Here is a 23,889-nt window from a genome sequence, read left to right as displayed (position 1 = left end):
GTCCAAGAAAGACATCCTGCGTTGCCTCAAACGCTTCATCGCCCGCGAGATCTACAAGCACCTGACCCGCCAGCCAACCACCCAACCACCGCTCCTACAGACCACTTGACGATCTATAGGAGCTTCAAGCTCGTCCAGGTCCTTCAGCATCTGCGGGACCCGGGCGTTCAGCGCGTCCAGGAGCTCGTGGGTCATGTTTCCTCTTTCGATGCGAGTCGCAGCGCCCAACGGAACCAGCCGATGGAGCCGTCGGGGTTGCGGATGAAGTCACCGGCGGGCTCACCGGGGCGCTCTTCGGTCGCGACGACGTCCGGGCCGACCAGCCGCAGTCGCACGGGCGGGTCACCTGTGGGGTCGTCGTCAAAGGTGAGGTGGGCCGTCAGCGCCGCGTGGTCTTGCGTGATGTCGATACGCCAGCTTCCGGCGCGGTAGCGGCCCTCGTACTGTTCGAGTGGCGTCCGGACGGCAGGAAGCGGCTGCAGCGGAGGCATTCCGAGACGGGTCTGCAGAGCCCACTCCACCAGGTCCTCGCCCAGCCCCTTGCCTCCGGAGGCGTTGCTGAGGACGACGATGCCGAAGCGTTCCTCGGGCACGAGCAGCATGGTCGTCAGATAGCGGTCGGAGACGTTCCCCGAGTGGCCGACGACCTGGCGGCCGTCGCGGCGACGCACGAACCATCCCAGCCCCACCCCGCGGTCGGGCCCCAGGGACGCCCGCACCCTCCGCATGTCCGCCCGTGCCGCGGGGCTCAGTGGCGACGGCCCGCCGGAGACCGCTCCGTCGACATGGAAGCGCATGTAGCGCAGTTGGTCGCGGACGGAACTGGCGAGCCCTCCTGTCGGATCGAACGCCCGCGGGAGGTCGCCGAGGCGGTCCGCGACCGGCATGCCGTGGTCAAGGCGATGACCCGACGCAAGTGGAAGGCGCGCAACCTCGTCCGGCGCGAACCGCGAGGCCGCCATGCCAAGGGGCTTGAGCACCTGCTCGGTCACGGCATCGGCGTACGGCAGGCCGGTGACCCGCTCGATCAGCAGCCCGGCCAGCATGACGGCGGTGTTGTTGTACGAGCCGCAGCGGCCGACCGGGGTCACCTGCGGCAGGTGCGGCAGGACGTCGACGGCGAAGCGCTCCAGGGCGTCGTCGCCCGAACCGGTATCCACCCACTGGTCGCCTTGCCAGCCGGCGACGTGGCTCAGCAGATGCCATACCCGCAGTCGGCTCCGCGCTTCGGTGCCGGACAGCCGCAGATCCGGGATATACGCGGCGACGTGTTCGGCCAGGTCCACCGCGCCGGCTTCGGCCAGGCTCGCTACGGCCGTGGCGGTCACGGTCTTGGTCACCGACCCGATGCGAAACAGCGTGTCGGCCGTCACCTGGTCAGGAGCCCCGAGCGTCAGGACGCCTTCAGCTGCGACGTGGTCCTCGTCGCCGTGCATGATGCCGACCGCCGCGCCTGGCACGGCACGGCGGTCGAAGAGGGTGGCGAGCGCGATGTCCGGCGCCGCTCCGAGGTCGGAAAGCTCGGGCATGCGGTGACTCCATTTCCGACGAGGGCCGTCCCACTATCGCGAGGATCGACGCGCCGACGTTGGTTTGCGGCAACAAAGACACATCGGAGATTTCGGTCGGTGAGACAGCATCGGGTGCCGTTTGCGTTCCTAACGTGTGCCTTCATGAACTCATATGACGCGGTCCCGCCTCGGCTCCACGACCTCGTGCTGCGCGGTGGTCGCGTCCTCGATCCCGAGACAGGGTTCGACGGTGTCGCCGAGGTGGGAATCACCGGAGGTGTCATAAGCGCGGTCTCTCCCGAGCCGATCGTCGGCCGCCGAACGCTCGACGTAACCGGGCGGATGGTCGCCCCTGGCTTCATCGACATGCACAGCCATTCCCACACCATCGCCGGTCATCGCCTCCAAGCCCTCGACGGCGTCACGACCGCCCTCGATCTGGAGGTCGGTCTGTCCCCGGTGGCGTCGGCCTACCGAGAGGCGGCGGGGGAAGGGCGCCCACTGAACTACGGGTTCTCGGCGTCATGGGCCCAGGCGCGCATGGCCGTCGTCGGAGGGCTTCTCCACGGCGGAGGCTTCGGCGCCGCCCTGGACGCACTCGGGAACGAGTCCTGGCAGAAGGAAGCATCCGCCAGGCAGGTCGATGTGCTCCTCGAAGTCCTGCGCGCCGATCTGGCCGCCGGTGCCCTGGGCATCGGCGTCATCGTCGGATACGCGCCGCGCATCCGCCCCGAGGAATACCTGGCAGTCTCGCGGCTGGCCGCGGACACGGCCGTCCCCACGTACACCCACGCTCGGCACTTGGTGGACCAGATCCCGGATATCCCGATCGACGGTGCCGAGGAGATCGCACGCGCCGCGGGAGAGACAGGCGTCCACGCCCATTTCTGCCACGTCACCGGCACATCGCGTCGCTACACCGACCGTGTCATGGCGTTGATGGAACGGGTGATGGCGGAAGGCGGGCGGGTGTCCACCGAGGGCTACCCGTACGGAGCGGGCATGACCTCCATCGGGGCGTACTTCCTCGACCCCGACATGCTCGGCGCGTCCGGGCTCGGCGTCGGCGACATCGTGTACGCCCCGACCGGCGAACACATCGCGGACCCGGCGCGGCTGCGCCACCTCCGCGCGGAGGACCCAGGGGGTCTCGCGATCATGCATTTCCTTGACGAGACGGACCCGCAGGATCAGGCGCTGATCGACCGGACACTCCTGTTCCCGGCTACGGTCATCGGCTCGGACGCGATGCCGCTGACATGGCTGACCGGGCCGGGTGACGCCCATGCTTGGCCGCTGCCGCCTTCCGTGGTGACGCATCCGCGGACAGCCGGGACGTTCTCCAAGGTCCTGCGCCGCTACGTGCGGGAACTGGGCGCGCTCACCTGGCTGGAGGCCGTCGCGCGGTGCAGTTACCTCCCCGCGAGCATCCTCCAGGACAGTGTTCCCGCGATGCGTCGCAAGGGCCGAGTCCAGGTCGGCTGCGACGCGGACCTGATCGTGTTCGACCCGCACACAGTGTCGGACCAGGCGACGTACCGGCAGAGCACACGTCCGTCGACCGGCTACGAGCACGTCATGGTGGGCGGGGTTTCGGTGGTGCAGGACGGCGAGGTTTGCCTCGACGCGATGCCTGGCCGTCCGGTACGCCGCTGACAACCCTGTGCATCGGCCGGCGCGGCCGGTCACCGAACGGCCCCAGGGTGATCCACTCTGGGGCCGCAGGTCGAGACGTCGGCCCTTGAGCTGATTTGCCGACCGGCCCGTCGTCAGTGTCGGGCTGGGGAGGCGGACGATGGCGACCACAGGCGCGCCATGGTGTATTCCACCAGGCTGGCGGTCGAATCGACGACCGGAATCACGCGCGCTGCTCGGGCGCCGACCAGCGGGATTTCCGTGCACGCGGCGACGGCGACCTGAGCGCCGAGGTCGCGCAGGACCCCGGCCGCCGACTCGATCCACAGCGCCGCTTGGTCCAAGTCCGCCCCATGCTTGACGGCGCGGATCGCACGGTCCACAAGGTCTGTCTGAACGTCATCCGGGACCTGCACGATCGTCACACCGTGCGCCTCCGCGGCACGCTCGTACAGTCGTGCGGACCGCGTACCGCGTGTCGCCAGCACGCCAACCCGGGTGACGTCCTCGTCGCATCGCCGGGCGTCCGCGAGGGCGGCTCCGATCATGTCCAGGAGCGGGACGCCGCTGGCTGCACGGATGTCCTCGACGTACGCATGTGCGGTGTTGCACGGGATGGCGATCACGTCCGCGCCGGCCGACTCCAACCAGCGCACGCCCTCCAGCAACGCGGGCACCGGCGAGGGGCCGAGGCCCAGCAACGCAGCGGTCCGGTCGGGCACACGCGGATCGGCCCAAATCGCGACCGGCAGGTGCTCTTGGTCCATGCCGGCGGGCGTACGCTCCACCAGCCGCCGGTAGAAGTCGGCGGTGGCCAAGGGGCCCATGCCGCCGAGGATGCCCAGGCGGCGTCCGGGGCGTTCGGCGTCGGTCATACCTGAAGCACCTCGTGAGGAAGCGCGTGCGCGACTCGGCCCGAGGGCGCGGTGACCGTATCCGCTGCGAGAAGGGCATCGATGACCGACTCCTCGACGCAATCCATGGCAGTGGCGAAAACCGTGTCCAGTTCCGAGGGTTCGAGGTTGCCGGTCGTGGTGGGATCCGTGGAGAACGCCAGGCAGTAATCGCCGCTGCCGTGACTGAAGGCGGCGCCGACCCGGCCCAGTGCGATGACCCCGCGTGCCGCGATGCGCGACAACTGCGCCGCGACGCACGGGAAATCGGCGGCGAGCACCACCACGCAGGATCCTTGGGCGCTGGTCGGCCCCGCACCGGGGAGTCCCAGGCTTTCGGGCGGGACCGTCCGTCCGGGAAGCCGCAGGATGCCGTCCATGTTCGCCTGGACCAGCGCCCCGACGGTGACGGTTCGGCCCCTCAGGTTGATGCGACGTGAAGCCGAGCCGATGCCCGCTTTGAAGCCAAGTGCGCACGCCCCGGTGCCGCCACCGACACTGCCCATCGCCACCGGACCCGCGTCGGCCGCGGCCAGCGCCTGGAAGACATGGTCGGAGGTCACCGGACGCGCCACCGTCGCGGACAGCCACGAGTCGTTGATCTCGCCGACCACGGGGTTCAGCGAGCGGACCGGTCGGTCGGAGCGTTCAAGCACCCAACTGACCAAGGCATCAGCCACACGGAACGTGGAAAGCGTGGAGGTGAGCAACACCGGTGTCTCCAACTCACCGAGCTCCAGCAGCTGTGTGGCGCCGACGAACTTCCCGTAGCCGTTCGCCACATGGAAGCCCGCCGGCAACGACCGCACCCCCGGCAACGGGGTGGGGACGATCGCCGTCACGCCGGAGTAGACGCCCTGGTCAGGGTCGAACACCGTGGCTTGGCCCACGCGCACCCCGGCGACGTCCGTGATCGCGTTCGAAGGCCCCGGCGCGAGCGGACCGACCCGGTGTCCGAGATCCCTCAGCCGAGGCTTGCCGGGAGAGGATGCTGCGAAGGGAGGCACGGCGTGAACGGCCTTTCTGGCTCGGGGCGGATTACCCCGATTCTCCTGAGCCGCCAGGCGGCGAACACTGTCCTGGCGAACCAACTTGACGCGCGGTCTTGGGCCGCAGCTCCAGCGCCCGAGCGCCGCTGCACCGCCGCCGCGGCGGCCGTGCGCAGCGGCGCGGCCGCGGAGGGAGGGATCTTTTCCGTGGTCCGCGGACCCTGGGCATGGGCCGGTGGTGGCCATCGGTGGTGGCGGACGAATCTCCGGCCGATTGTGCAACCGGCGGACATAGGCGATTGCCGCCGACGACCGTACGGTCGCGGCATGTCCAAGCTCCCCATCAACGCAGCAGCGGCCGTCGACCTTTCCGGACGCACGGCTCTGGTCACCGGCGCGGCGGGCGGCATAGGCCGGGCCTGCGCGATGCGCCTCGCAGCCGCAGGCGCACAGGTCGTCGTCCTCGATCGCGCCCCGGATCCGGCCGCCGCTGCCGCAAAGGAATGCGGTGGCACCGCCTTGGTCGTCGACCTCGGCGACCCGGACTCCCTCGACCGCGCAATGGAACGATCGGGCATCGCCCCGGACATCGTCGTGAACAATGCGGGCTTCCAAGTCGTGGCGCCCATCCACGAGTTCGATCCCGAGGCATTCCGGCGGATCCTGACGGTCATGGTCGAGGCGCCGTTCCGAATCCTGCGCCGGGCGTTGCCCCACATGTACGCGAACCGCTGGGGTCGCGTCATCAACATCTCGTCGGTACACGGATTGCGCGCCTCGCCGTTCAAGTCGGCTTACGTAGCTGCGAAGCACGCCATCGAAGGCCTCTCCAAGGTGGCAGCCCTCGAAGGAGCGCCGCACGGGGTCACAGCCAACTGCATCAACCCGGCATTCGTGCGCACGCCGTTGATGGCCGGCCAAATTGCTGATCAGGCTGCCGTGCACGGGATTTCGACCGAAGCCGTCGTCCGCGACGTGATGCTCGAACGCACGGCCATCAAACGGCTCATCGAGCCCGCGGAGGTCGCCGAACTGGCCGCTTTCCTGTGCACCGACGCCGCGTCCTTCATCACCGGCGCGGCTCTGCCGGTCGACGGCGGCTGGACCGCACGCTAGCCGGCGGCCTCGTTCGCGGCGTCCGCCCGACTGCTTCGCGGCCCGGGGCGGACAGTTGGGTGCCCGGACGAAGCGGCCGCCAAGGCATCGTCGGACTGGACAAGACCTGGTCAACCAAGACGCCGTTGACTGGCATAAAGGCTTCGAGAGACCCCCGGAGCCAGGTCAGTCCGTAGCCCCATGCGGACAGCGAGGCGGTCATGACCTGAACCAGCCTCGTTCGGGCGCCCGCCCACACCCCGGGCGGGCGCTGCTTCCCCCTCGTGCTATCCGTCGACGAGCACCACGCTCAATCGGCGAGGTCCGTGCACGCCCGGTACCCGGATCATCTCGATGTCCGCAGTCGCGGACGGGCCGCTGATCCAGGTCAGGGGACGGCGCGGATCCAACGAACCGATCGCTTCCGGCATCGACGACACCACTTGCTCCGCGCGGACCACGCACACGTGCAGGTCCGGCAGCAGTGTGGCTGCGCGACGGCCCTGGCCCGGCCCCGCGTCCAGCACGATGGTGCCCGACTCGGCGATCGCTGCCGCACAGGTCGTCAGGACGGCGTCCACGCGGTCGAGTTGCTCCTTGGACAGCGGTGGCTCGTCGGACACCGGCTCGCCGCCCCAACGGCTCAGCCAGCGCTCCGGAATACCTGCCGGGACAACGACCCTGCCGGCCGGCAGGGCGGCGGCCAAGCTCGACGGCATTTCCGCAGCGGAGGCGCGGTGCACGTCCGCGCCGTATTCCTCCAACCGCTCGATCATGAGGGTGAGCACTGCCTCGCGGTCCGCCGGATCCACGCCGGGCGCGTGGCGCAGGTAGCCGCGCGGCACGGCCACCGGCTCGTCGGGCAGGTCGGCCACGGCTGCCCGGACCCGGGCCAGGATCTCCTCACGGGCGCTGCCGGTCATTTGGTGCCTCCGTTGGTGCGCTTCCACCATGCGCGGAAGGACTCGTGGGGAAGCTCGGGGACACGTCGGCTGTCCGTCCAGCCGCCCAGCGGCCCGGGCAGCCGCCGCTTCGGCACCACGGCGCCGGCTTTGCCTGCGGCTCGCACGGCCGCGTTCCAGACGGCCGGACGCGCCATGACCGTGCCGATCAGACGCAGCGCCGCCTTCTCCGCGGGCTGCTTCACCACCGTGCCTTCCTCGGCCACTTGGTGCCGCAGCTCGAGCAGCACGTCGGTGAACCGAATGCGGACCGGGCAGACCTCGTTGCATGCCCCGCACAGTGACGACGCGTACGGCAGGGAGGCGGTCTGCGGGTCATTCGCTCCCTTGAGCAGGGGGTTGAGGATCGCGCCGATCGGTCCGGGATAGACGGAGCCGTAGGCGTGGCCGCCGGTGCGCTCGTACACGGGGCAGACATTCATGCACGCCCCGCAGCGGATGCAGCGCAGCGCCTGCCGCCCGACAGGGTCGGCCAGAGCATGTGTTCGCCCGTTGTCCACCAGCACGAGGTGGAAGGCCTGAGGCCCGTCGCCGGGCGTCACCCCGGTGAAGGTGGTGGTGTACGGGGCCATGCGCTCACCGGTGGCGTTGCGGGCCAGCAACTGGAGGAAGACCTCCAGGTCGCGCCAGGTGGGCACGACCTTCTCGATGCCCACGACGGAGATGAGCGTGTCGCACAGCGTGAGGCACATCCGTCCGTTGCCTTCGGACTCGACGACGACAAGCGTCCCGGTCTCGGCCACGAGGAAGTTGGCGCCGCTGACGGCGACGTCGGCCGTGAGGAATTTCTCCCGCAGGTGCAACCGGGCTGCTTCGGCCAGTTGCGGCGGGTCGTCGCTCAGCCCCTCGGGTGCCGGGCGGCCGTGGCGGCCCATCTCGCGGACGAAGATGTCGCGGATCTCGGACCGGTTCCGGTGCAGCGCGGGCACGACCACATGCGAGGGAAGGTCGTCGCCCAACTGCACGATGGCAGCGGCCAGATCGGTCTCCCTGGCGCGGATCCCGGCCGCTTCCAGGGCGTTGTCCAGGCCGATCTCCTCGGTGAGCATCGACTTGACCTTGACGACCTCGCGAGCGCCGGTTTCTTGGGCCAGCACGGTGACGATGCGGTTGGCCTCTGCGGCGTCCCGGGCCCAGTGGACGGTCCCGCCGGCAGCGGTGACCTTTTCCTCGACTTGGAGCAGGTAGGTGTCGAGATGCGCCAGCACCTCGTCCTTGATCGCGGTGGCGCTGTCACGCAGGTCGTCCCAGTCCGGACGCTCGGCCGCCAACAGCTCGCGCTTGCCCCGGATGGTCTCGGTTGCCCGGCGGACGTTCGCTCGGAGCTGTCCGTTCCGTGTGGCGGCCGCGGCGGCCTCGGGGAACTTGGGCCAGCCGACAAAGGTTCGGCTCATGACGTGAACCCCGCTCCTGTGCAAGGGAGCCCGGCTAGCGGCCCGTCTTCCCGGGTTCGGGCGAGGATCTCCACGAGGTGCATCGTGCGCACCGTGTGGCCGTCTTTGGCGAGCCGGCCCCCGATGTTCATGAGGCATGAATTGTCCACGGCTGCCAGAACGGATGCTCCCGTCCCGGCGACGTGCCGGGCCTTGTCGCCGTTCATCGCCCCGGACACGGCCGGGTTCTTCACCGAGAACGTGCCGCCGAAGCCGCAGCATTCGTCCCGCGCGGGGAGTTCGACGAGGTCGATGTCGGCTACCGCCCGCAGGAGCCGGTACGGACGATCCCCCAGGGGGGAGGCGCGGAGGCTGTGACACGTCGGGTGGTAGGTGACCGTGTGCGGAAAGTAGGCTCCCACGTCCTCGACGCCGAGGACGTCCGTCAGAAACGTCGTCAACTCGTGTACCCGGGGCGCCAGCGCACGCACCGCGCGGCTGAGCTTTTCGTCTCCCACGCTCCGGGCCGCCAGCGCGTATGCCTCGGCGGGCACACCCCCGCACGAGGCCGAAGGGACCACGATTGCGTCGTAGTCACCGAAGACCTCGACGAAGTGGCGGGCCAGCCGCGCGGTGTCGGCGCGGTATCCGGAGTTCCAGTGCATCTGCCCGCAACAGCTCTGCCCCGGCGGGAAGTCGACGTCGACTCCGAGCCGACGGAGCAGGCCGACAGCCGCCTGGCCGGAAGTCGGGAAGAGCACATCGTTGACGCAGGTCACGAAGAGCGCGGTGCGCAAGGTCAGATCCCTTTCCACGAGCGGCTCAGGTCCGCTTGGGCGTCACGAGCGAATCATAGATGCAAGGATAGATGCAAGATTGGATGCATCCTGGGTCGACGCGTCAGAATGGGCGCATGCCGAAGCCGCAGCCTGCTGCCGAACTCGTTTACGACCACCTGCGCGATCGCCTGCTCGACGGCGCCTACGCGGGCGGCGAATTGCTGTCCGAGGGAGCGATTGCGGCAGCGCTGGGCGTCTCGCGCACCCCGGTCCGCGAGGCCTTCCTCCGATTGGAGGCCCAAGGGTTCCTCCGCCTCTATCCCAAACGTGGTGCGTTGGTCGTCCCGGTCACCCCGGGGGAGGCCACGGCTGTCTTGCAGGCGCGGTTGCTGATGGAGCTCTTCGCCGTCGATTCCCTGTCCATGCAGTCGGACGCCGCCGTCCGTGCCGTCGGCAAGGACCTGCTCGCGCTGGCCACCCGGGAGGCCGGGATGCCCTGCGGGCCGTCCTCCCGCGAGACTCTGGAGACGGCGCGGGAATTCCACGCCCGGCTGATGCTCGCCGGCGGCAACGCCGTGCTCGCCGCGTCCCACGCGGCCCTGTGGGACCAGCAGATCCGCGTCAGCGCCGCCTCCACCGCACAGGCGGCCCACGTTGCCGCGGACATCACCGAGCACACCGTTCTGGCGCGCGCACTGGCCGAGGGCCGCACAACCGATGCTCGTGCCCTGCTCGTCGAGCACATTGCCGCGGTGGGGCGCCGCATCGGATTGGCGAACGAACCCACGCTGCCGCAAAGCGGCGAGCACACGCGCGCAGAGCGAACGTGAGAACACGCGGCACCCTTCCGGAGGCCACCTGCGCCGGGCGGGTGCAACTCTCCGCACCATGACGGGCCTTCAGCCGGCGGATGCGCGGCACGGCGCCCCTGGGGAACTCGGTCTCCGCCCCGGCGTACGTGCGTCGCATGACCTGGCAAGGTTCGCTGCGCCGCCCGTTCGATACCGTGCGGCGGCCCCGTGACTCTGCTGCGGGGTGGGGGAGTTCACCGAAAGCGGAGGCGCTTCCGGCGCACGCGTGTGGGGGAGGGGGGCTCGGACCCGACGCACTCCTGCGCGGATGCCGCGGTGCCGCTCGGGTCAGGCCTGGGCGGCCGACGTGTCCCAGGAGTGCCAGGGGGCCCATGCGAGAGGTGTTCCGTGGTGTCGGGCCGCCCGCACATCACCCGAGCGTGCGTGCCCCTCGAACGACTCCACACGGGAGGCCCGGCCGCACAGTTCGCCCAGTTCCGCGGCCGCCTCGGCGTTGGTGACTTCCTGGTAGGTGGTCGTGCGCAGGAACTTGCCGACCCAGAGGCCGCCGGTGTAGCGGGCCGCGCCGCGCGTGGGCAGCGTGTGGTTCGTGCCGATGACCTTGTCTCCGTACGAGACGCAGGTGCCCTCGCCGAGGAACAGCGCCCCGTAGTGGCGCATGGCGGTGAGCGCCTGACGCGGGTTGTCGGTGAGAACCTGGACGTGTTCGGCGGCGAACTCGTCCGCGAGCGCGAACGCCGCGTCCAAGTCCTCGGTGACGAGGATTTGGCCGTGGTCACGCCAGGCCGGGCCGGCCAGGTCCGAGGTGGGCATGCCGGGCAGGATCCGCTCCACGAGCGCCAACACCTCACGGCCGAGGGCTTCGCTGTCCGTGATCAGGACGGCGGGTGAATCCGGTCCGTGCTCGGCCTGGCTGAGCAGGTCCACGGCGACGAGGAACGGATCCGCGTGCCGGTCGGCGACGATCAGGATCTCGGTCGGCCCGGCGAAAAGGTCGATTCCCACTTCGCCGAACAACTGGCGCTTGGCCTCCGCGACGTAGGCGTTGCCCGGCCCGGTGAGCAGGTCGACCTTGTCCGGAGCGGCGGTTCCGAGAGCCAGGGCCGCGATCGCCTGGACGCCGCCGAGCACGTGGATCTCGTCCGCGCCGGCCATGTGCATCGCCGCAATCGTCGCCGCGGGTATCTCGCCGCGGATCGGGGGGGTGCACGCCGCGACGCGCGGGACACCCGCGACCTTGGCGGTGAGCACGGTCATATGTGCGGATGCCACGAGCGGGTAGCGGCCGCCTGGGATATACGCGCCGACGGCGTCGACCGGCGTGTTGCGCTGCCCGAGGAAGACGCCCGGCTGCGTCTCCACCTCGAAGTCGGTGAGCGAGCGCATCTGGTGCTCCGCGAAGGCACGGACGTTCGCCTGGACGGTGCGGATGTCGTCGATGGTCCGGCGCGGCAGTCCGGCGACGAGTTCCTCGATGCGTTCCGGGGACAACCGGAACGTGTCCGGGGCCCAACCGTCGAAGCGCTCGGAGTACTCGCGGACCGCTTCTTCGCCGCGGGCACGCACGTCCTCGATGATGCCGCGCACGGTCGCCGCGATGTCGGGCCCTCCGCCGGACCCGGAAGGCACCGGCGCGGCGGCGGGCATCTTGAGGCGAAGGACGGCCGGGACGGCTTCGGTGATGTGCGTCGGCATGGCTGCTCCGAGTGGCAGAAGGGGAACGGATGAAGGGGCGGCGAAGCGCAGCGGGATATCCGCAACCCTCGCTTGAATGCGTATTCATGTCAACGGTTCGAAGCTGGGCCGACCATCAAGTGGGGCCCGATAGACTCTCGATTGCATGCGTATGCAGAGTCTCGCACTGCGGGGCCATGGCGGAGGGGACGGGCGATGGCGATCACGAGTCGCGATGTGGCGCGGATGGCGGGCGTGTCCCAGCCGACCGTGTCCCGGGTTCTGCGGGGCGCTCCCGGGGTGGCTCCGGAGACCCGCGCGCGGGTGCTGAGTGCTGCCAGGGCGCTGTCGTACGTTCCCAGCGAAACGGGCCGCAGCCTTGCCACCCGTGCCACCCGACGCATCGGGTTGGTGGCCGACGACCTGACCAACCCGTTCTATCCGGAGCTGGTGGAACCACTGCGTGATCGTCTGGAACAGGCCGGCTACCGGGCCCTCCTCGTGTCGGACCGCGTGGACGACCCCGTGGAAGCAGACCGCCTCGCCGACGGCTCCCTCGACGGCGTCGTGCTCACCACCACCGAGGTCGGCTCCGCGCTGCCGCACGAACTCGTCCGGCGCGGGGTCCCGTGTGTCCTCGCCAACCGCGAGGCCGCCGGACTGCCCGCCGACACGTGTGTGGTGGACAACCAGCTCGGCGGCGCACAGGTCGCCGGACTCCTCGCGAGCCTCGGGCACCGGCGTCTCGGTGCCGTGTTCGGGCCCGCGTCGACGAGCACGGGCCGAGACCGCGAAGCGGGGTTCCGCGCGGCTCTCGGCGAGCACGGGATCCCGCTCCGCGCCGAGCTGGTCCGCCGCGGGCCGTTCACCCACGACGCGGGACGCGCGGCGGTCGGCGAACTCCTCGGCCTGCCCGCGCCCCCCACCGCCGTCTTCTGCGCGAACGACGTCGTGGCGATGGGCGCGTGCAGCGCGGCAGCCGCTCTCGGCGTCCGAGTGCCCGACGACCTCACCATCGTGGGATTCGACGACATCGCGATGGCGAGCTGGGACGTCTTCGGGTTGTCGACGGTGCGTGGAGACCTGACCCTGATGGCGGATGAGGTCGTACGCATGCTCCTCGCCCGCATCGCGGACCCCGGACGCCCCGCCGAGCGCGTCGTGATCGCCCCCGCCCTGGTGCTGCGACGCTCACACAACGCGGTCTGACGCGCCGCGCAGCCCGGTGATCAGTGCCGCGCGGTGATCGCCCACCGCTCCACGACGGTTCCATCGGCCACCGCGTGCAGTGTTCCGAACATGTTGGTGGTCCCGCAGGCGTGGTTCGGGACGATCCGCACCAGGTCGCCGACCTTCAGGGCAGCGGTGCCCGGGCCGGTGAGAAAGCCGTGCTCCTCGTTCGCGTCGCTGAACTCGACGTCCGCCAAAGGAACTCCGTGCACATCGCACACCAGGCCCACGGAACCCGCGGCCGCGATGGCGTCGGAGCTCATGGCCTTGATGCCGGCATCGGTCACGACGACGCCGGGGCGTTCCGTGCTGACGACCCGGCCCAGGACCGTGAGTGCGCACTGGTCCAATACGGCGCTCCCGAGGCGCATCTGATTGGCGTCGAAGTAGACATACGTCCCGGGCCTGGCCTCGGTGACCCCTTCCGCGAAAGGCGCCGAGGTGGCCCCGGGCGTCGACCCGACGGAGACGATGTCCATCGTGTGGCCTTCGGTGCGCAAAATGTCGGCGAGGGAGGCGAGGAGGGTTCCCGCCCCCAGACCGGCCCGTTCCAGGCCGGCGCGGTCGCCGACGTAGCGCGACAAGTGTCCCTCGTGGGTGAAGACACCTCGCAGCAAAAGCCCGGGCAGGGCCGCGAGTTCGCGGGCGCGGCCGGGCACCTTCCCGGGTTCGGCGCCGGCCCGGCCGTGCCCCGTGTTCACTTCCAGGACGAAGGGCACGCGGACGCCCGCCCGCAGGGCGGCCTCCGAGAGCGGCTGTCCGGCGGCGACCGAGTCGAGCGCGACAGCCAGCCGTTGTCCGGCACGGTCGGCGCGTGCCACGGCGTCGACGACGAACGCGACTTTCGCCGGGCCGACCGGTACGTGCGCCCACACCAGGTCGGGGACTCCCTGTCCGAGGAGCCAGTCGACCTCCTCGGGTGTGGAGCACGTGAACCCCACGGCTCCGGCGGCGAGTTGACGCCGCGCCACCTCCCAGCACTTGGAGGTCTTCACGTGCGGGCGCAGCGCGACGCCGGCGGCCGCGTAGGCCTCGGCCATCCGGGCGATGTTGCTTTCCATACGCGGGAGTTCGACCAGCAGTGCCGGAGTGGCGATCGCGTCGAGCGGGGCCGGGAGCGACGTTTCGAGGAATGGTGCGGAAGACACGACGGAAGACCTCGACCTCTCGGCGAACGTCGCAGAATACTCCGGCGGCGGTGTCGAGGCGGTCACCGGGCGACCAGCCCGAGGTCGCTCCGGGGGTCGCCGTCGACGAGCCAGTCGATGGTCTCCGGCTGGATCTTCGGCATGCCGGGCATGCTCAGAGCGGCCGTCTCGCGCAGACCTTCGATTGCCTGCCGGGGCGTCCACAGCGGGAAGTCCGAGCCGAACAGCAGCTTGGGCACCACATTCCATTCCTGGGCCCGCGCCAAGGCGAGGTAACCGTCCAGCGGACGGGCCCAAAGCGCCGAGACATCGGCGAAGACCCGGCGGTTCTTGCGCAGGGCGACCATCGTCTCGCGCTGCCACGGATGCCCCAAGTGGGCGATGATCTGCGTGAGTTCGGGGTGCCGTCGGGCCACCTCGTCGACAACCAGCGGATTGCTGACGGACAGGTCCCCGACCGGGCTCGGTGTCGCGCCCATGTGCCACAGCAGGATGAGGCCCGCATCCGCGGCGGCCTGGTAGAAGGCATCGTGGCGGGTGTCCCTGGGGTCGAACAGGGCGAGGACGGGGTACAGCTTCACGCCGCGCAGGCCCCGTGCGATGCCGTCCGCCAGTTGCTCCATGACATCGTCGTCGGCAAGGTCCAGCGCCATGAAGCCGATCGTCTCGGTTTCGGTTTCGGCGCAGAACCATTCCACGTACTCGTTGGGGGTCATGACGCCGGCCGCCGTGGCCCGCATACCGAACACGAAGGCGAGGTCGACTTCGCCGTTCATGGCGGCGTCGTAGTCGGCCGGCGTGTGGTCGGGGTACTCGTGGCCGTAGACGGGCTGCCAATGGTTGTGCCATTCGCAGCCCCAGTGCTCGCCGAGATGGCAATGCGTATGGACGTCGATCATCGGATCTCCTAGCGGGGTGTGCGGGCGGTGCCGCCCGGGTGAGCGGTGCCGTGCCGGCCGCGCAGGACCTGGCCCGGCCGACATCCGGTGTGGCCGGTTGCGTCGACGACGGTCTCGCCGGCGACGAGGACTTCGGCGATTCCCTCGGGGTACTGCTGCGGATCGGCGAAGGTGGCCCGGTCGGTGAGCCGGTCGCGGTCGAACAGCACGAGGTCGGCGCGCGCCCCGGCGGTGAGCGTGCCGATTCCGGTGAGCCCCATCAGTTCGGCCGGCGCACCGGTGCAGCGCCTCACCGCGCGGGCGAGTTCGAGGTCGGTCGCGCCCGCGTAGCGGGACAGGTACCGCGGAAAGCAGCCGTAGGACCGGGGATGCGGGCTGCCCGCGCCGGTGACACCGTCGCGGTCGAGCGCCTGCCCGTCCGACGCCACCACGCACGCCGGGTGGTCGAGGACGGTCCGCAGGTCGTCCTCGCTCCGGCCGCCGGCGACGATGAGCACGCCCGAGCCGTACGCGGCCAAGAGGTCCATCGCCACTTCGTCCGGGTCGGCGCCGCGGCGGCCTGCGATGTCGGCGATGGACATGCCCACTTCGTCGACCTCCGCGGCGGGGCGCGGGGTGGGGGGCACGCGGCTGAGGGTGATCTCGTCCCAGCCCGACGGGCGGTCCGCCCACGCGGCCACGATGCGGTCGCGAGCTGCCCGGTCACGGAGCCGGAGGGCCAAGGCGTGCGCGCCGCCGTCCTGGGCCCAGGCCGGGAGCAGCTGCGACAAGGGCGCGTTGCCGTGCAGGTAGGGATAGATGTCGACGGCCACCCGGAACCCGTCGGAGAGCGCGTCCTCGACGGCGTCGAGCGCGCGGCGGACCGCACCCCAGTTCCGGCGCCCGACGGAAGCCAGGTGGGAGATCTGGGTGCGGCACCCGGTGGCGCGGGCCACCCGCAGCGCCTGGTCGACGGAGGGGAGGAGGTCGTCGGCGTAATCCCGGACGTGCCAGGTGAAGACACGGTCATGGAAGGCCACGGTTCGTCCCAGAGCGATGAGCTCGTCCTCCGTGGCGTAGCACAGGGGCGAGTAGACAAGCCCGGTCGACAGGCCGAGTGACCCGGCCGCGAAGGTGTCCGCGAGGAGTCCGCACATGGCGTCGAGTTCGGCGGAGTCGGGGGCGCGGTCGGTGAACCCGACGACACCGGCACGCAGCGGCAGGTGTCCGGTCAGCGTCGCGGTGTTGACCGCCGGACGTGCGGCGTCCACGGCGTCGAGGTAGCCGGAGGTGTCGTCCCACGACCAGGCCAGAGCGGGGTCCAAGTCGAGGTAGCCGACGGCCTGGCGGATCGCTGCGACGTCGGCTCCCGGGGCCAGGGGCGAGACGCCGAGTCCGCAGTTGCCCACGACTTCGGTCGTGACGCCCTGCCGCACCTTGCTGTGCGCTTCGGGGGACGACAGCAGCGTGAGGTCCGAGTGGGTGTGGATGTCCACGAAGCCCGGCGCGACGACGAGTCCGCTCGCGTCGACGACACGGGTGGTGCCGCCGCGCTCCACGGTCCGGTCCACCCGCACGACACGGCCGTCCTCGACCAGCACGTCGGCGACGCGCGGCGGCGCCCCGGTGCCGTCGACCACGAGGCCGTTCGCCACTACGAGCGATTTGCTCATCCCGCACCTGTCCTTGCCCCGGGATCTCACTCCCGGCATCATGTGGAACAACTTTCCACGTTGTGGGGATCCATTTCAAGACACGAGGTTCGACATGCAACGCGTTCACCCCGAAGGCTTCGCCCCGCCCGCCGTCCCGTTGACACACGGACTGCGTGCCGGTGACTTCCTCTTCGTCTCCGGCCAGGTGGCCACCAGCCCCGACGGCACGGTGTTCATCGGCGACTTCGAGGCGGAAGTGGAAGCCACCCTCGACAACGTGGAGGCGGTGCTGCGGGCCGGCGGCGCCACGATCGCCAACGTGGCCAAGGTCAACGCCTACCTGTCGAACTCCGCGCTCTTCGCCCGCTTCAACGCGGTCTACGCGAAGAGGTTCGGCGACGCGCCCCCGGCGCGCACCACAGTCGTCGTGAACTTCGGTCACGCGGACGTCCGGGTCGAGGTCGAGGCGATCGCCTACCTCGGGTGACGTCCACCATCGCGGGCCCGCTCGCTGCGGGCGGGCCCGCGCGTTCGAGACGGACCGCGGCAGATGCGAAGCGCATCCGGCGCGGTCCGCCGTCGGTCACGAACCGATCGGCCGCAGTGAGCGGTTCACGATGCGCAGTGCGGCCACAAAGTCGCCGTCCTCCGCCAGTTCCGCGGCGACGTCGCGCAGGTGCTCGACGAAGTCCTCGATCCGGTTCGGAGTGAACTCACCGGAGGGACCTGCCACGCTCACGGCTGCCATGCACTTCCCGTCCACCGTCACCGGGACCGCCACGCAGCGAAGCCCGACGCTCCGCTCGTTGTCGTCGAGCGCATAGCCGCGCCGAAGCGTCCGCCGCAGTTCCCGGGACAGCTGGTCCATCGTCGTGATCGTCTGGTCGGTGAACGCTTCGAAAGGCTCCGTCGGAACCGCCTCCGGCAGCAGGTCCGGATCGACGTTCGCCAGCAACAGCTTGCCCAGCCCGGTGCAGTACGCGTGGTCCCGGGTCCCCGGCTCGGCGGTGAACCGCAACGGCCGGTCCGGCTCGCGTACGCAGATGTGCAAGACCTGCCGCCCGTCCAGGACACCGAGATTCGTGGTCTGCCCGGTGCGCGCGGCGACTCGGGTCAGGTACTCCTCGGCGACCACGGAGAGGTCGAGCGACTCGACATAAGCCGCTGCCAGCGACTGCACTTTGTGTCCGAGGCGGTAGGAGGGCTGGTCGTCCACGCGTACGACATACTCCATCTCGCCGAGCACGCTCAGCAGCCGCACGAGAGTGCTCTTGGGCAGTGTCGTGGCCTGGCTCAGGTCGTGCAGGGTGAGCGGTGCGGACGTCTTGGCCAGCTCCTCCAGCAGTGCCAGCCCCCTGACGAGGGCCTGTGCGTGGTAGTTGGCAGATGCGGGGCGGGCGTCGTCCACCGACGGCGTCCCCCGCGTTCCGTTCACCCCTCGGGCCACGCCCGTGCCTCCTTCTTCTCGACGGTGCCCCCTGCCCCCTGCGACGGGCCGGGCGTGATGTCCTCACCGGAGGAAAGTGTGCCCTCCGGAAAGTGACACGCGCTCAGGTGCCCGTCCTCCTGCCGGGCGACGAGCTTCGGCTCCTCGTTCGCGCAGATGTCCCGGGCCTTCCAGCAGCGGGTGCGGAACCGGCACCCGGACGGCGGATCGCTCGGGCTCGGCACGTCGCCCTGGAGCGTGATGCGACGGCGCTCGTCGCGGCGGGCCGGGTCGGCGACCGGGGTCGCCGACAGCAGCGCCCGTGTGTACGGGTGCTCCGGCGCGGAGAAGATCCGCGCTCGCGGCCCGATCTCCACGATCCGCCCCAGGTACATCACCGCGATGCGGTGCGAGACGTGTCGGACGATCGACAGATCGTGCGAAATGAAGAGGTAGGCAAGCCCGAGTTCCCGCTGGAGCTGCCGCAGTTGGTTCACGATCTGCGCCTGGATCGACACGTCGAGCGCGCTGACCGGCTCGTCGAGCACCAGCAGGCGCGGACCGGGGGCCAACGCCCGGGCCAGACCGACGCGCTGGCGCTGGCCGCCCGAGAACTCGTGGGCGTAGCGGTCCGCGTGCTGCCGCGACAGCCCGACCATGTCGAGCAGCTCGGTGACCCGGGCCGCCCCGTTCTGCCGGTACGTGCCTTGGAGCCGAAGCGGCTCCGCGATGATGTCGTGCGCGGTCATGCGCGGCGACAGGGAGGCGTAGGGGTCCTGGAACATGAACTGCACTTCGCGGCGCAGCGGCGACAGGGCTTTGCCGGACAGGCCGGAGATATCCCTCCCGTCGAAGACGATACGGCCCCCGCTCGGCGCCAGCAGACGGGCGATCATGCGGCCGGTCGTGCTCTTGCCGCAGCCCGACTCCCCGACGAGGCTCAACGTTTCGCCGGTGGCCATGCCGAAGTCCAGTCCGTCGACGGCGCGCACGTCGCCGACGTGCCGCCGCAGTACGCCGCGGCGGATCGGGTAGTGCTTGGCGAGTCCTTCCACCCGGAGAAGCTCCGTCACGGTGCCTCCTTCACGTCGGGGATCGAAGCGGCAATCGCGTCGGGGGCCGCGGTGTCGCGGATCGCATCGGGGACGGTCGCGAAGAGGTCGCGGGCGGTGGCGCCGACGAGTTCGTCGGCGTAGTGGCACGCGCTCCGATGCCCGGGGGCAGCCTGGGCGAGCGGCGGGCGCTCGGTACGGCACCGGTCGCGGGCGATCGGACAACGCGGATGGAAAGCGCAGCCCGCGGGCGGGTGGGCCATGTCCGGCGGGGTGCCGGGAATGGACGCGAGGTCGTCGTCGTCCTCGTCCTCGTCTTCGGACGTCGGAACGCCGGCCAGGAGCCCGAGCGTGTACGGGTGCCTGGGCGCCGCGAACAGCTCGGACACCGCGGCTTGTTCGACCACCCGGCCGGCGTACATCACCACCACGCTGTCGGCCAGTTCGGCGACTACGCCGAGGTCGTGGGTGATGATGACGGTCGCCGCGCCGGTGGTGTCCCGCGCGTCCCGCAGCAGATCCAGCACCTGGGCCTGGACGGTGACGTCCAAGGCCGTGGTGGGCTCGTCGGCGATCAGCAGTTGGGGCCGGTTCGCGATGGCGATGGCGATCATCGCGCGCTGGCGCATGCCGCCGGAGAACTCGTGCGGGTACTGGCCGACGCGTACTTCGGGCTGCGGGACGCCCACGGACGTGAGCAGCTCGACGGCACGCTCGCGGGCGGCGGCCCGGCTCATCTTCCTGTCGTGGAGACGCAGCGCCTCGATGATCTGGGCGCCCACGGTCATCACCGGATTCAGCGCCGTCATCGGGTCCTGGAAGATCATCGCGACCTGGTTGCCGCGGATCTCCCGCATTTGCCGGTGCGTAAGCCCCAGGAGGTCCCGCCCGCGGAGGCGGATCTCGCCACCCACGATGCGCCCCGGGCGCCGGATCAGCCCCAGCACGGACATCGCGGTCACCGATTTGCCGGAGCCGGATTCGCCGACGACGCCGAGGATCTCACCCGGCCGCACGCTGTAGGCGACTCCGTCGACCGCCCGCACGGCGCCCTCGTCGCCCGCGAACTCCACCACGAGGTCGCGGATCTCCAGTAGCGGCTCCGCGTCGTCGAAGTCGGCCGGCCGGGTGCCGGGCAGCGTCCGGCCGAGGGCCGGCGCGGGGCCGTCGGATGTCTGCGCCGTGTTCACGGGCGTGCTCCCTTGCTCTGCCGCGGGTCCCCCGCGTCCCGCAGCCCATCCCCGACGAAGTTGACGGAAAGAACGGTCACGGCGATGGCGATCCCGGGCGGCAGCCACATCCACGGCGCGGACTCGATGAGGGTCAGGCTCTGCGCGTCGTTGAGCATGTTGCCCCAACTCGCCTGCGGCGGCTGCACGCCCAGGCCGAGGAACGACAGGGTCGCCTCCAGCAGCACGGCCTGGGCAACCGCCAGGGTGGCGGCCACCGCGACGGGCGGCAGCGACGCCGGCACGATGTGCTTGCGTACCAGCCACCACGGCCCCGCACCGCCGGCCCGGGCTGCGTGCAGGTAGTCCTGCTCCCGCAGTCCGAGGGCGACGCCGCGGACCACCCGGCAGGCTTGCGGCCAATGGGTGGCGCCGATGGCGATGACCAACATGGTGACGCTCGGGCCGAGCACTCCGGCGAGCACCACGATCGCGATCACGGTCGGGAACGACAGCACGATGTCGGCGAGCCGCATGACCGCCGAGTCGACCACCCCGCCCAGCAGGCCGGCCACCGCGCCCAGAAGGGTTCCGATGACCACCGAGATCAATGCGGCCGAAACGCCGACCAGCAGGGACACGCGCCCGGCGTGCACCACCCGGGAGAAGACGTCGCGGCCCGACGAGTCGGTGCCGAACCAGTGCTTGGCCGAAGGTCCCTGGCGCAGCGCGTCGAGGTCCACCTGGTTCGGGCTGTGCCGCGCGATCAGCGGAGCGAAGACCGCCAGCACGAGCACCAGTCCGAGCACGGCGGCACCGGCCACCGCGAGTTTGTTGCGCCGGAATCGGCGCAGGGCCATGCGCGCCGGTGTGCGGCGCGGCCCCGCGACGGCCCCCCCGGCAGGCGCGGGCCCCGGCCCGGCGATCGTCGTGTCCGTCGATACGGTCATCCCAGCCTCACCCTCGGATCCGCGACCGCGTAGAGCAGGTCGGCGAGCAGATTGCAGATCAGTACGAGGACCGCGACGTACAGGGAGACCCCGATGACCACCGGGTAGTCGTTCTGATTCACCGAGCTGATGGTCAGCTGCCCCATCCCGGGCCACGCGAAGACCTGCTCGATGACCACCGCACCACCCATCAGCGCAGGAACGCTCATCGCCACGACGGTGATCAGCGGCACGAGCGAGTTGCGGAATGCGTGCCGCAGGACGACCCGGGACCACGATGCGCCCTTGGCCTCGGCCGTCCGCGTGTAGTCCTCGCCGAGTTCGCCGATCACGCCGCTGCGCACATACCTCATGATCGGCGCGGCGGCGATCAACCCCAGGAGGAGCGCCGGCATCAGCAGGTGTTTGAACTGGTCTCCCGGTGAATGCACGCCCGGTGTGGTCATGCCCGCGGACGGCAGCCAGGAGAGCTTCAGGGAGAAGGTGTAGATCGCCACGATGCCGAGGAAGAACGGCGGGATGGAGATGGCGCCGAGGCCGAACACCGTGGTGCCGTAATCCAGCCAGGAGTTGCGGCGCACCGCGGACAGGATGCCCAGCGGGATGCCGATCACCAGCGACAGCAGCAGGGCGATCCCCATGAGCTCGACCGTCGGCCCCAGGCGCTCGGAGATCGCCGAGGTGACGCTTTGCCTGCTGACGTACGAATATCCGAGGTCTCCGGTGACCGCGTTCCGCAGCCAGTCCCAGTACTGCACCGGCAACGACCGGTCCAGGCCCAGCTCGTGGCGCTGCCGGGCGATGAACTCCTGACTGCCGGAGGAGACCTGGTCGGGATTGATCATCATCCGGACCGGATCGCCGGGCGCGGCGTGTACCAGGGCGAAGATGCCCACGGTGATCGCCAGGAAGACCAGGATGTTCACCAGTATGCGGCGCAGGACGAACGTCCCCACTTGTCCCTCCAATCACGGGGAGCCGCCGGGCCGGGTCCGTCGCGGCGCGCGGATCCGGCCCGGTCAGGTCAGTTCAGGTGCCAGTTCTCGATGCCGGTGAACGGGCGCGTGATGTCGCCGCTCGCCTTGAAGCCCTGCACGCGGTTGTTGGACGCCCAGACGGTCTGCGGGTTGTACATCCACAGGTACGCCGCTTGCTCGTTCTCCCGGGCCGCGGCCTGCCGGTACAGGTCCTGGCGGGCCGCGGCGTCCGAGGTCGCGTTGGCTTTGCCGGTGAGTTCGTCAAGGGTCTTGTCGCAGAAGTGCGGGACGTTCGACCCCTTCGGATAGAACTTGTCGCAGCCGACGATTTGCGGGACCTGGCTGGGGTCGGTGTACGTGCCGCCGCCGAACATCGCCAGGTCGTACCCGCCGGTGTACGACTCCAGCAGCTGCGAGGCCTGCACCTGCTTGAGCTCCACCTTCACACCGACCGCCTGAAGCTGACTCTGGACGATGGTGGCCGTCGTGTCGCGGTCGCGCTGCCCGGGGACCCATTCCAGCTGGACCGGCTTGCCGGAGTCCCAACCGGCCTGCGCCAGCAGGTCTTTGGCCTTCTGCGGGTTGTACTCGTACTGGTTCAGGCTGTTCGGCACCACGTCGCCCATGAAGGAGGTCGCGGGCACTGTCCCCTTGCCGCCCAGCACCGAGTCGACGATCTTCTTCCGGTCGATCGCGTACATCAGCGCCTGGCGGACTCGCGGGTCGGCGAAGCGCGGCTGTGCCTGGTTCACCGCGATACGGGTGAAGCCGGGGCTGTCGGCGGCCGAGACGGAGACGTTGGCCATCTTGCCGACGGTCGGCAGGTCGGTGGGCGACACCTGGACGACGTCCATCTCCCCCGTGCCGAGCTGTGCGGTGGCCACGTCGGAGGTGACGGGCTTGAGGAAGACCCGCGGGATCCCCACCGGGGTGCGGAACTCGGGGTTCGCCTGCAACTCGACGTACTGGTCGGTCTGGTACGAGACGAAGCGGTACGGTCCGGTGCCCGCGGTCGGCTTGCTGAAGAACGCGTTCTTCGCCACCTGGTCGACCGCGACGGAACCGAGGATGTGCTTGGGCAGGATGGGCGTCGCACCGATCAGCGCGACGATGCCCGCGTCGGGCTTGGTGGTCTTGATGACGAAGGTGTTGTCGTCCGGCGCGCTGAACCCGGAAGCCGTCTGGGCGGTGCCCGCGGCGAGTGCGTCGACGCCCTCGACCCCGGCGTAGTTGCCGGCGGAGGCGGCGCCCGCCTTGGGGTTGGCCATCAGGTTGTAGGTGAACAGGACGTCTTGTGCCGTGAACGGCTCTCCGTCGCTCCACTTGAGGCCGGGACGAAGCTTGAAGGTGTAGGTGGTGCCATCCGCGCTCTGCTGCGGCAGTTCCTGCGCCATGCGGGGCTGGAGCTTGAAGTCGTTGTCCGGGGCCACGAGCGAGTCGAAGACCAAGGACATGACCACCTGGTCGGGCCCGTTGTTGGGAGCGAGGGGGCTGAAGAGCTTCGGTTTCTGGTACAGGTACACATTCAGCGCGCCGTTGCCGGAGCCACTCCCGGCGCCCGGCGTACCGCCGCCCTGACTCGGGTCCGAGGAACAGGCGGCTACCGCCGACAGGGTGAGCGCAAGGCCGACGGCTGCCTTGGCCAGAGATCTCTTGCGGGAAGTGAACACGGCTGTCCTTC

21 protein-coding genes are annotated in these 23,889 nt (G+C 70.1%); 5 read left to right on the top strand and 16 right to left on the bottom strand.

The genetic code is table 11. The annotated features are described in order from the left end of the window. Positions 1-191 precede the first annotated feature (191 nt). Positions 192-1,529 carry a serine hydrolase domain-containing protein gene (locus tag ABEA93_RS09580; RefSeq protein ID WP_345674937.1) on the bottom strand — a complete coding sequence of 446 codons (1,338 nt, stop codon included), beginning with the start codon at positions 1,527-1,529 and terminating at the stop codon, positions 192-194. Between the two features lie 144 nt (positions 1,530-1,673). On the opposite strand from ABEA93_RS09580, the gene ABEA93_RS09575 reads away from it, so the two are divergent. Continuing rightward, positions 1,674-3,167, top strand: coding sequence for an amidohydrolase family protein (locus tag ABEA93_RS09575; RefSeq protein WP_345674936.1), 1,494 nt, complete (start codon positions 1,674-1,676; stop codon positions 3,165-3,167). Between the two features lie 113 nt (positions 3,168-3,280). On the opposite strand, the gene cuyB is transcribed toward ABEA93_RS09575, so the two are convergent. Further along, positions 3,281-4,021 carry a cysteate racemase gene (gene cuyB, locus ABEA93_RS09570; RefSeq protein ID WP_345674935.1) on the bottom strand — a complete coding sequence of 247 codons (741 nt, stop codon included), beginning with the start codon at positions 4,019-4,021 and terminating at the stop codon, positions 3,281-3,283. Then, entirely contained in the window at positions 4,018-5,046 is a 1,029-nt protein-coding gene (locus tag ABEA93_RS09565; protein ID WP_345674934.1) for a P1 family peptidase, read from the bottom strand. The genes cuyB and ABEA93_RS09565 overlap by 4 nt, the downstream gene beginning before the upstream one ends. 309 nt (positions 5,047-5,355) lie before the next feature. Here ABEA93_RS09565 and ABEA93_RS09560 point away from each other — a divergent pair, with 309 nt between their 5' ends. Continuing rightward, positions 5,356-6,144 (top strand): 3-hydroxybutyrate dehydrogenase, encoded by a 789-nt coding sequence (locus ABEA93_RS09560; RefSeq protein WP_345674933.1) that lies wholly within the window; start codon positions 5,356-5,358, stop codon positions 6,142-6,144. 266 nt (positions 6,145-6,410) lie between these two features. On the opposite strand, the gene ABEA93_RS09555 is transcribed toward ABEA93_RS09560, so the two are convergent. From ABEA93_RS09555 to ABEA93_RS09545, 3 genes are read right to left on the bottom strand one after another with little or no spacing between them, the layout of a single operon-like run. Further along, positions 6,411-7,046, bottom strand: coding sequence for a LutC/YkgG family protein (locus ABEA93_RS09555; protein ID WP_345674932.1), 636 nt, complete (start codon positions 7,044-7,046; stop codon positions 6,411-6,413). Continuing rightward, positions 7,043-8,479, bottom strand: coding sequence for a LutB/LldF family L-lactate oxidation iron-sulfur protein (locus ABEA93_RS09550; protein ID WP_345674931.1), 1,437 nt, complete (start codon positions 8,477-8,479; stop codon positions 7,043-7,045). Before ABEA93_RS09550 ends, ABEA93_RS09555 begins: the two co-directional genes overlap by 4 nt. Beyond that, a complete protein-coding gene (locus ABEA93_RS09545; RefSeq protein WP_345674930.1) occupies positions 8,476-9,255 on the bottom strand; it encodes a (Fe-S)-binding protein in 780 nt (259 codons plus the stop codon). The genes ABEA93_RS09550 and ABEA93_RS09545 overlap by 4 nt, the downstream gene beginning before the upstream one ends. Positions 9,256-9,371: 116 nt before the next feature. Between ABEA93_RS09545 and ABEA93_RS09540 the strand changes: the two genes are divergently transcribed. Beyond that, complete coding sequence (locus ABEA93_RS09540) at positions 9,372-10,067, top strand: GntR family transcriptional regulator (RefSeq protein ID WP_345674929.1); 696 nt, start codon at positions 9,372-9,374, stop codon at positions 10,065-10,067. Positions 10,068-10,376: 309 nt separating this feature from the next. Here ABEA93_RS09540 and hisD read toward each other — a convergent pair whose 3' ends face one another. After that, a complete protein-coding gene (hisD, locus tag ABEA93_RS09535) occupies positions 10,377-11,744 on the bottom strand; it encodes a histidinol dehydrogenase (protein ID WP_425584882.1) in 1,368 nt (455 codons plus the stop codon). A gap of 195 nt (positions 11,745-11,939) precedes the next feature. Between hisD and ABEA93_RS09530 the strand changes: the two genes are divergently transcribed. Continuing rightward, a complete protein-coding gene (locus ABEA93_RS09530; protein ID WP_345674928.1) occupies positions 11,940-12,932 on the top strand; it encodes a LacI family DNA-binding transcriptional regulator in 993 nt (330 codons plus the stop codon). A 20-nt stretch (positions 12,933-12,952) separates the two neighbouring features. On the opposite strand, the gene ABEA93_RS09525 is transcribed toward ABEA93_RS09530, so the two are convergent. The 3 genes from ABEA93_RS09525 to ABEA93_RS09515 form a co-directional block, all read right to left on the bottom strand. Next, complete coding sequence (locus ABEA93_RS09525; protein WP_345674927.1) at positions 12,953-14,101, bottom strand: alanine racemase; 1,149 nt, start codon at positions 14,099-14,101, stop codon at positions 12,953-12,955. Between the two features lie 62 nt (positions 14,102-14,163). Then, positions 14,164-15,000, bottom strand: coding sequence for an amidohydrolase family protein (locus ABEA93_RS09520; protein ID WP_345674926.1), 837 nt, complete (start codon positions 14,998-15,000; stop codon positions 14,164-14,166). Positions 15,001-15,008: 8 nt separating this feature from the next. Then, positions 15,009-16,652, bottom strand: coding sequence for an N-acyl-D-amino-acid deacylase family protein (locus tag ABEA93_RS09515; RefSeq protein ID WP_345674925.1), 1,644 nt, complete (start codon positions 16,650-16,652; stop codon positions 15,009-15,011). Positions 16,653-16,746: 94 nt separating this feature from the next. Between ABEA93_RS09515 and ABEA93_RS09510 the strand changes: the two genes are divergently transcribed. Then, on the top strand, positions 16,747-17,121 hold the full coding sequence (locus ABEA93_RS09510) for a RidA family protein (protein ID WP_345674924.1): 375 nt from the start codon (positions 16,747-16,749) through the stop codon (positions 17,119-17,121). Positions 17,122-17,217: 96 nt separating this feature from the next. Here the strand turns inward: ABEA93_RS09510 and ABEA93_RS09505 are convergent, their stop codons facing one another. The 6 genes from ABEA93_RS09505 to ABEA93_RS09480 form a co-directional block, all read right to left on the bottom strand. Further along, complete coding sequence (locus ABEA93_RS09505) at positions 17,218-18,081, bottom strand: IclR family transcriptional regulator (RefSeq protein ID WP_345674923.1); 864 nt, start codon at positions 18,079-18,081, stop codon at positions 17,218-17,220. After that, a complete protein-coding gene (locus tag ABEA93_RS09500) occupies positions 18,066-19,133 on the bottom strand; it encodes an ABC transporter ATP-binding protein (protein WP_345674922.1) in 1,068 nt (355 codons plus the stop codon). Before ABEA93_RS09500 ends, ABEA93_RS09505 begins: the two co-directional genes overlap by 16 nt. Then, entirely contained in the window at positions 19,130-20,302 is a 1,173-nt protein-coding gene (locus ABEA93_RS09495; protein WP_345674921.1) for an ABC transporter ATP-binding protein, read from the bottom strand. The genes ABEA93_RS09500 and ABEA93_RS09495 overlap by 4 nt, the downstream gene beginning before the upstream one ends. Beyond that, positions 20,299-21,231 carry an oligopeptide ABC transporter permease gene (gene opp4C / locus ABEA93_RS09490; RefSeq protein ID WP_345674920.1) on the bottom strand — a complete coding sequence of 311 codons (933 nt, stop codon included), beginning with the start codon at positions 21,229-21,231 and terminating at the stop codon, positions 20,299-20,301. Before opp4C ends, ABEA93_RS09495 begins: the two co-directional genes overlap by 4 nt. After that, complete coding sequence (locus ABEA93_RS09485) at positions 21,228-22,187, bottom strand: ABC transporter permease (protein WP_345674919.1); 960 nt, start codon at positions 22,185-22,187, stop codon at positions 21,228-21,230. Before ABEA93_RS09485 ends, opp4C begins: the two co-directional genes overlap by 4 nt. A gap of 68 nt (positions 22,188-22,255) precedes the next feature. Next, positions 22,256-23,878 carry an ABC transporter substrate-binding protein gene (locus ABEA93_RS09480; protein WP_345674918.1) on the bottom strand — a complete coding sequence of 541 codons (1,623 nt, stop codon included), beginning with the start codon at positions 23,876-23,878 and terminating at the stop codon, positions 22,256-22,258. Between the last annotated feature and the right edge of the window lie 11 nt (positions 23,879-23,889).

The sequence above is a fragment of the Yinghuangia aomiensis genome (assembly GCF_039542225.1).
Classification (GTDB): domain Bacteria; phylum Actinomycetota; class Actinomycetes; order Streptomycetales; family Streptomycetaceae; genus Yinghuangia; species Yinghuangia aomiensis.
This window is presented reverse-complemented; position numbering and strand designations above follow the sequence as displayed.

What these genes read in the sequence shown, in the direction of transcription:
- ABEA93_RS09580 (WP_345674937.1), bottom strand. Translation starts at nt 1,529, where the DNA reads ATGCCCGAGCTTTCCGACCTCGGAGCGGCGCCGGACATCGCGCTCGCC.
- ABEA93_RS09575 (WP_345674936.1), top strand. Translation starts at nt 1,674, where the DNA reads ATGAACTCATATGACGCGGTCCCGCCTCGGCTCCACGACCTCGTGCTG.
- cuyB (WP_345674935.1), bottom strand. Translation starts at nt 4,021, where the DNA reads ATGACCGACGCCGAACGCCCCGGACGCCGCCTGGGCATCCTCGGCGGC.
- ABEA93_RS09560 (WP_345674933.1), top strand. Translation starts at nt 5,356, where the DNA reads ATGTCCAAGCTCCCCATCAACGCAGCAGCGGCCGTCGACCTTTCCGGA.
- ABEA93_RS09555 (WP_345674932.1), bottom strand. Translation starts at nt 7,046, where the DNA reads ATGACCGGCAGCGCCCGTGAGGAGATCCTGGCCCGGGTCCGGGCAGCC.
- ABEA93_RS09550 (WP_345674931.1), bottom strand. Translation starts at nt 8,479, where the DNA reads ATGAGCCGAACCTTTGTCGGCTGGCCCAAGTTCCCCGAGGCCGCCGCG.
- ABEA93_RS09540 (WP_345674929.1), top strand. Translation starts at nt 9,372, where the DNA reads ATGCCGAAGCCGCAGCCTGCTGCCGAACTCGTTTACGACCACCTGCGC.
- hisD (WP_425584882.1), bottom strand. Translation starts at nt 11,744, where the DNA reads ATGCCGACGCACATCACCGAAGCCGTCCCGGCCGTCCTTCGCCTCAAG.
- ABEA93_RS09530 (WP_345674928.1), top strand. Translation starts at nt 11,940, where the DNA reads ATGGCGATCACGAGTCGCGATGTGGCGCGGATGGCGGGCGTGTCCCAG.
- ABEA93_RS09520 (WP_345674926.1), bottom strand. Translation starts at nt 15,000, where the DNA reads ATGATCGACGTCCATACGCATTGCCATCTCGGCGAGCACTGGGGCTGC.
- ABEA93_RS09515 (WP_345674925.1), bottom strand. Translation starts at nt 16,652, where the DNA reads ATGAGCAAATCGCTCGTAGTGGCGAACGGCCTCGTGGTCGACGGCACC.
- ABEA93_RS09510 (WP_345674924.1), top strand. Translation starts at nt 16,747, where the DNA reads ATGCAACGCGTTCACCCCGAAGGCTTCGCCCCGCCCGCCGTCCCGTTG.
- opp4C (WP_345674920.1), bottom strand. Translation starts at nt 21,231, where the DNA reads ATGACCGTATCGACGGACACGACGATCGCCGGGCCGGGGCCCGCGCCT.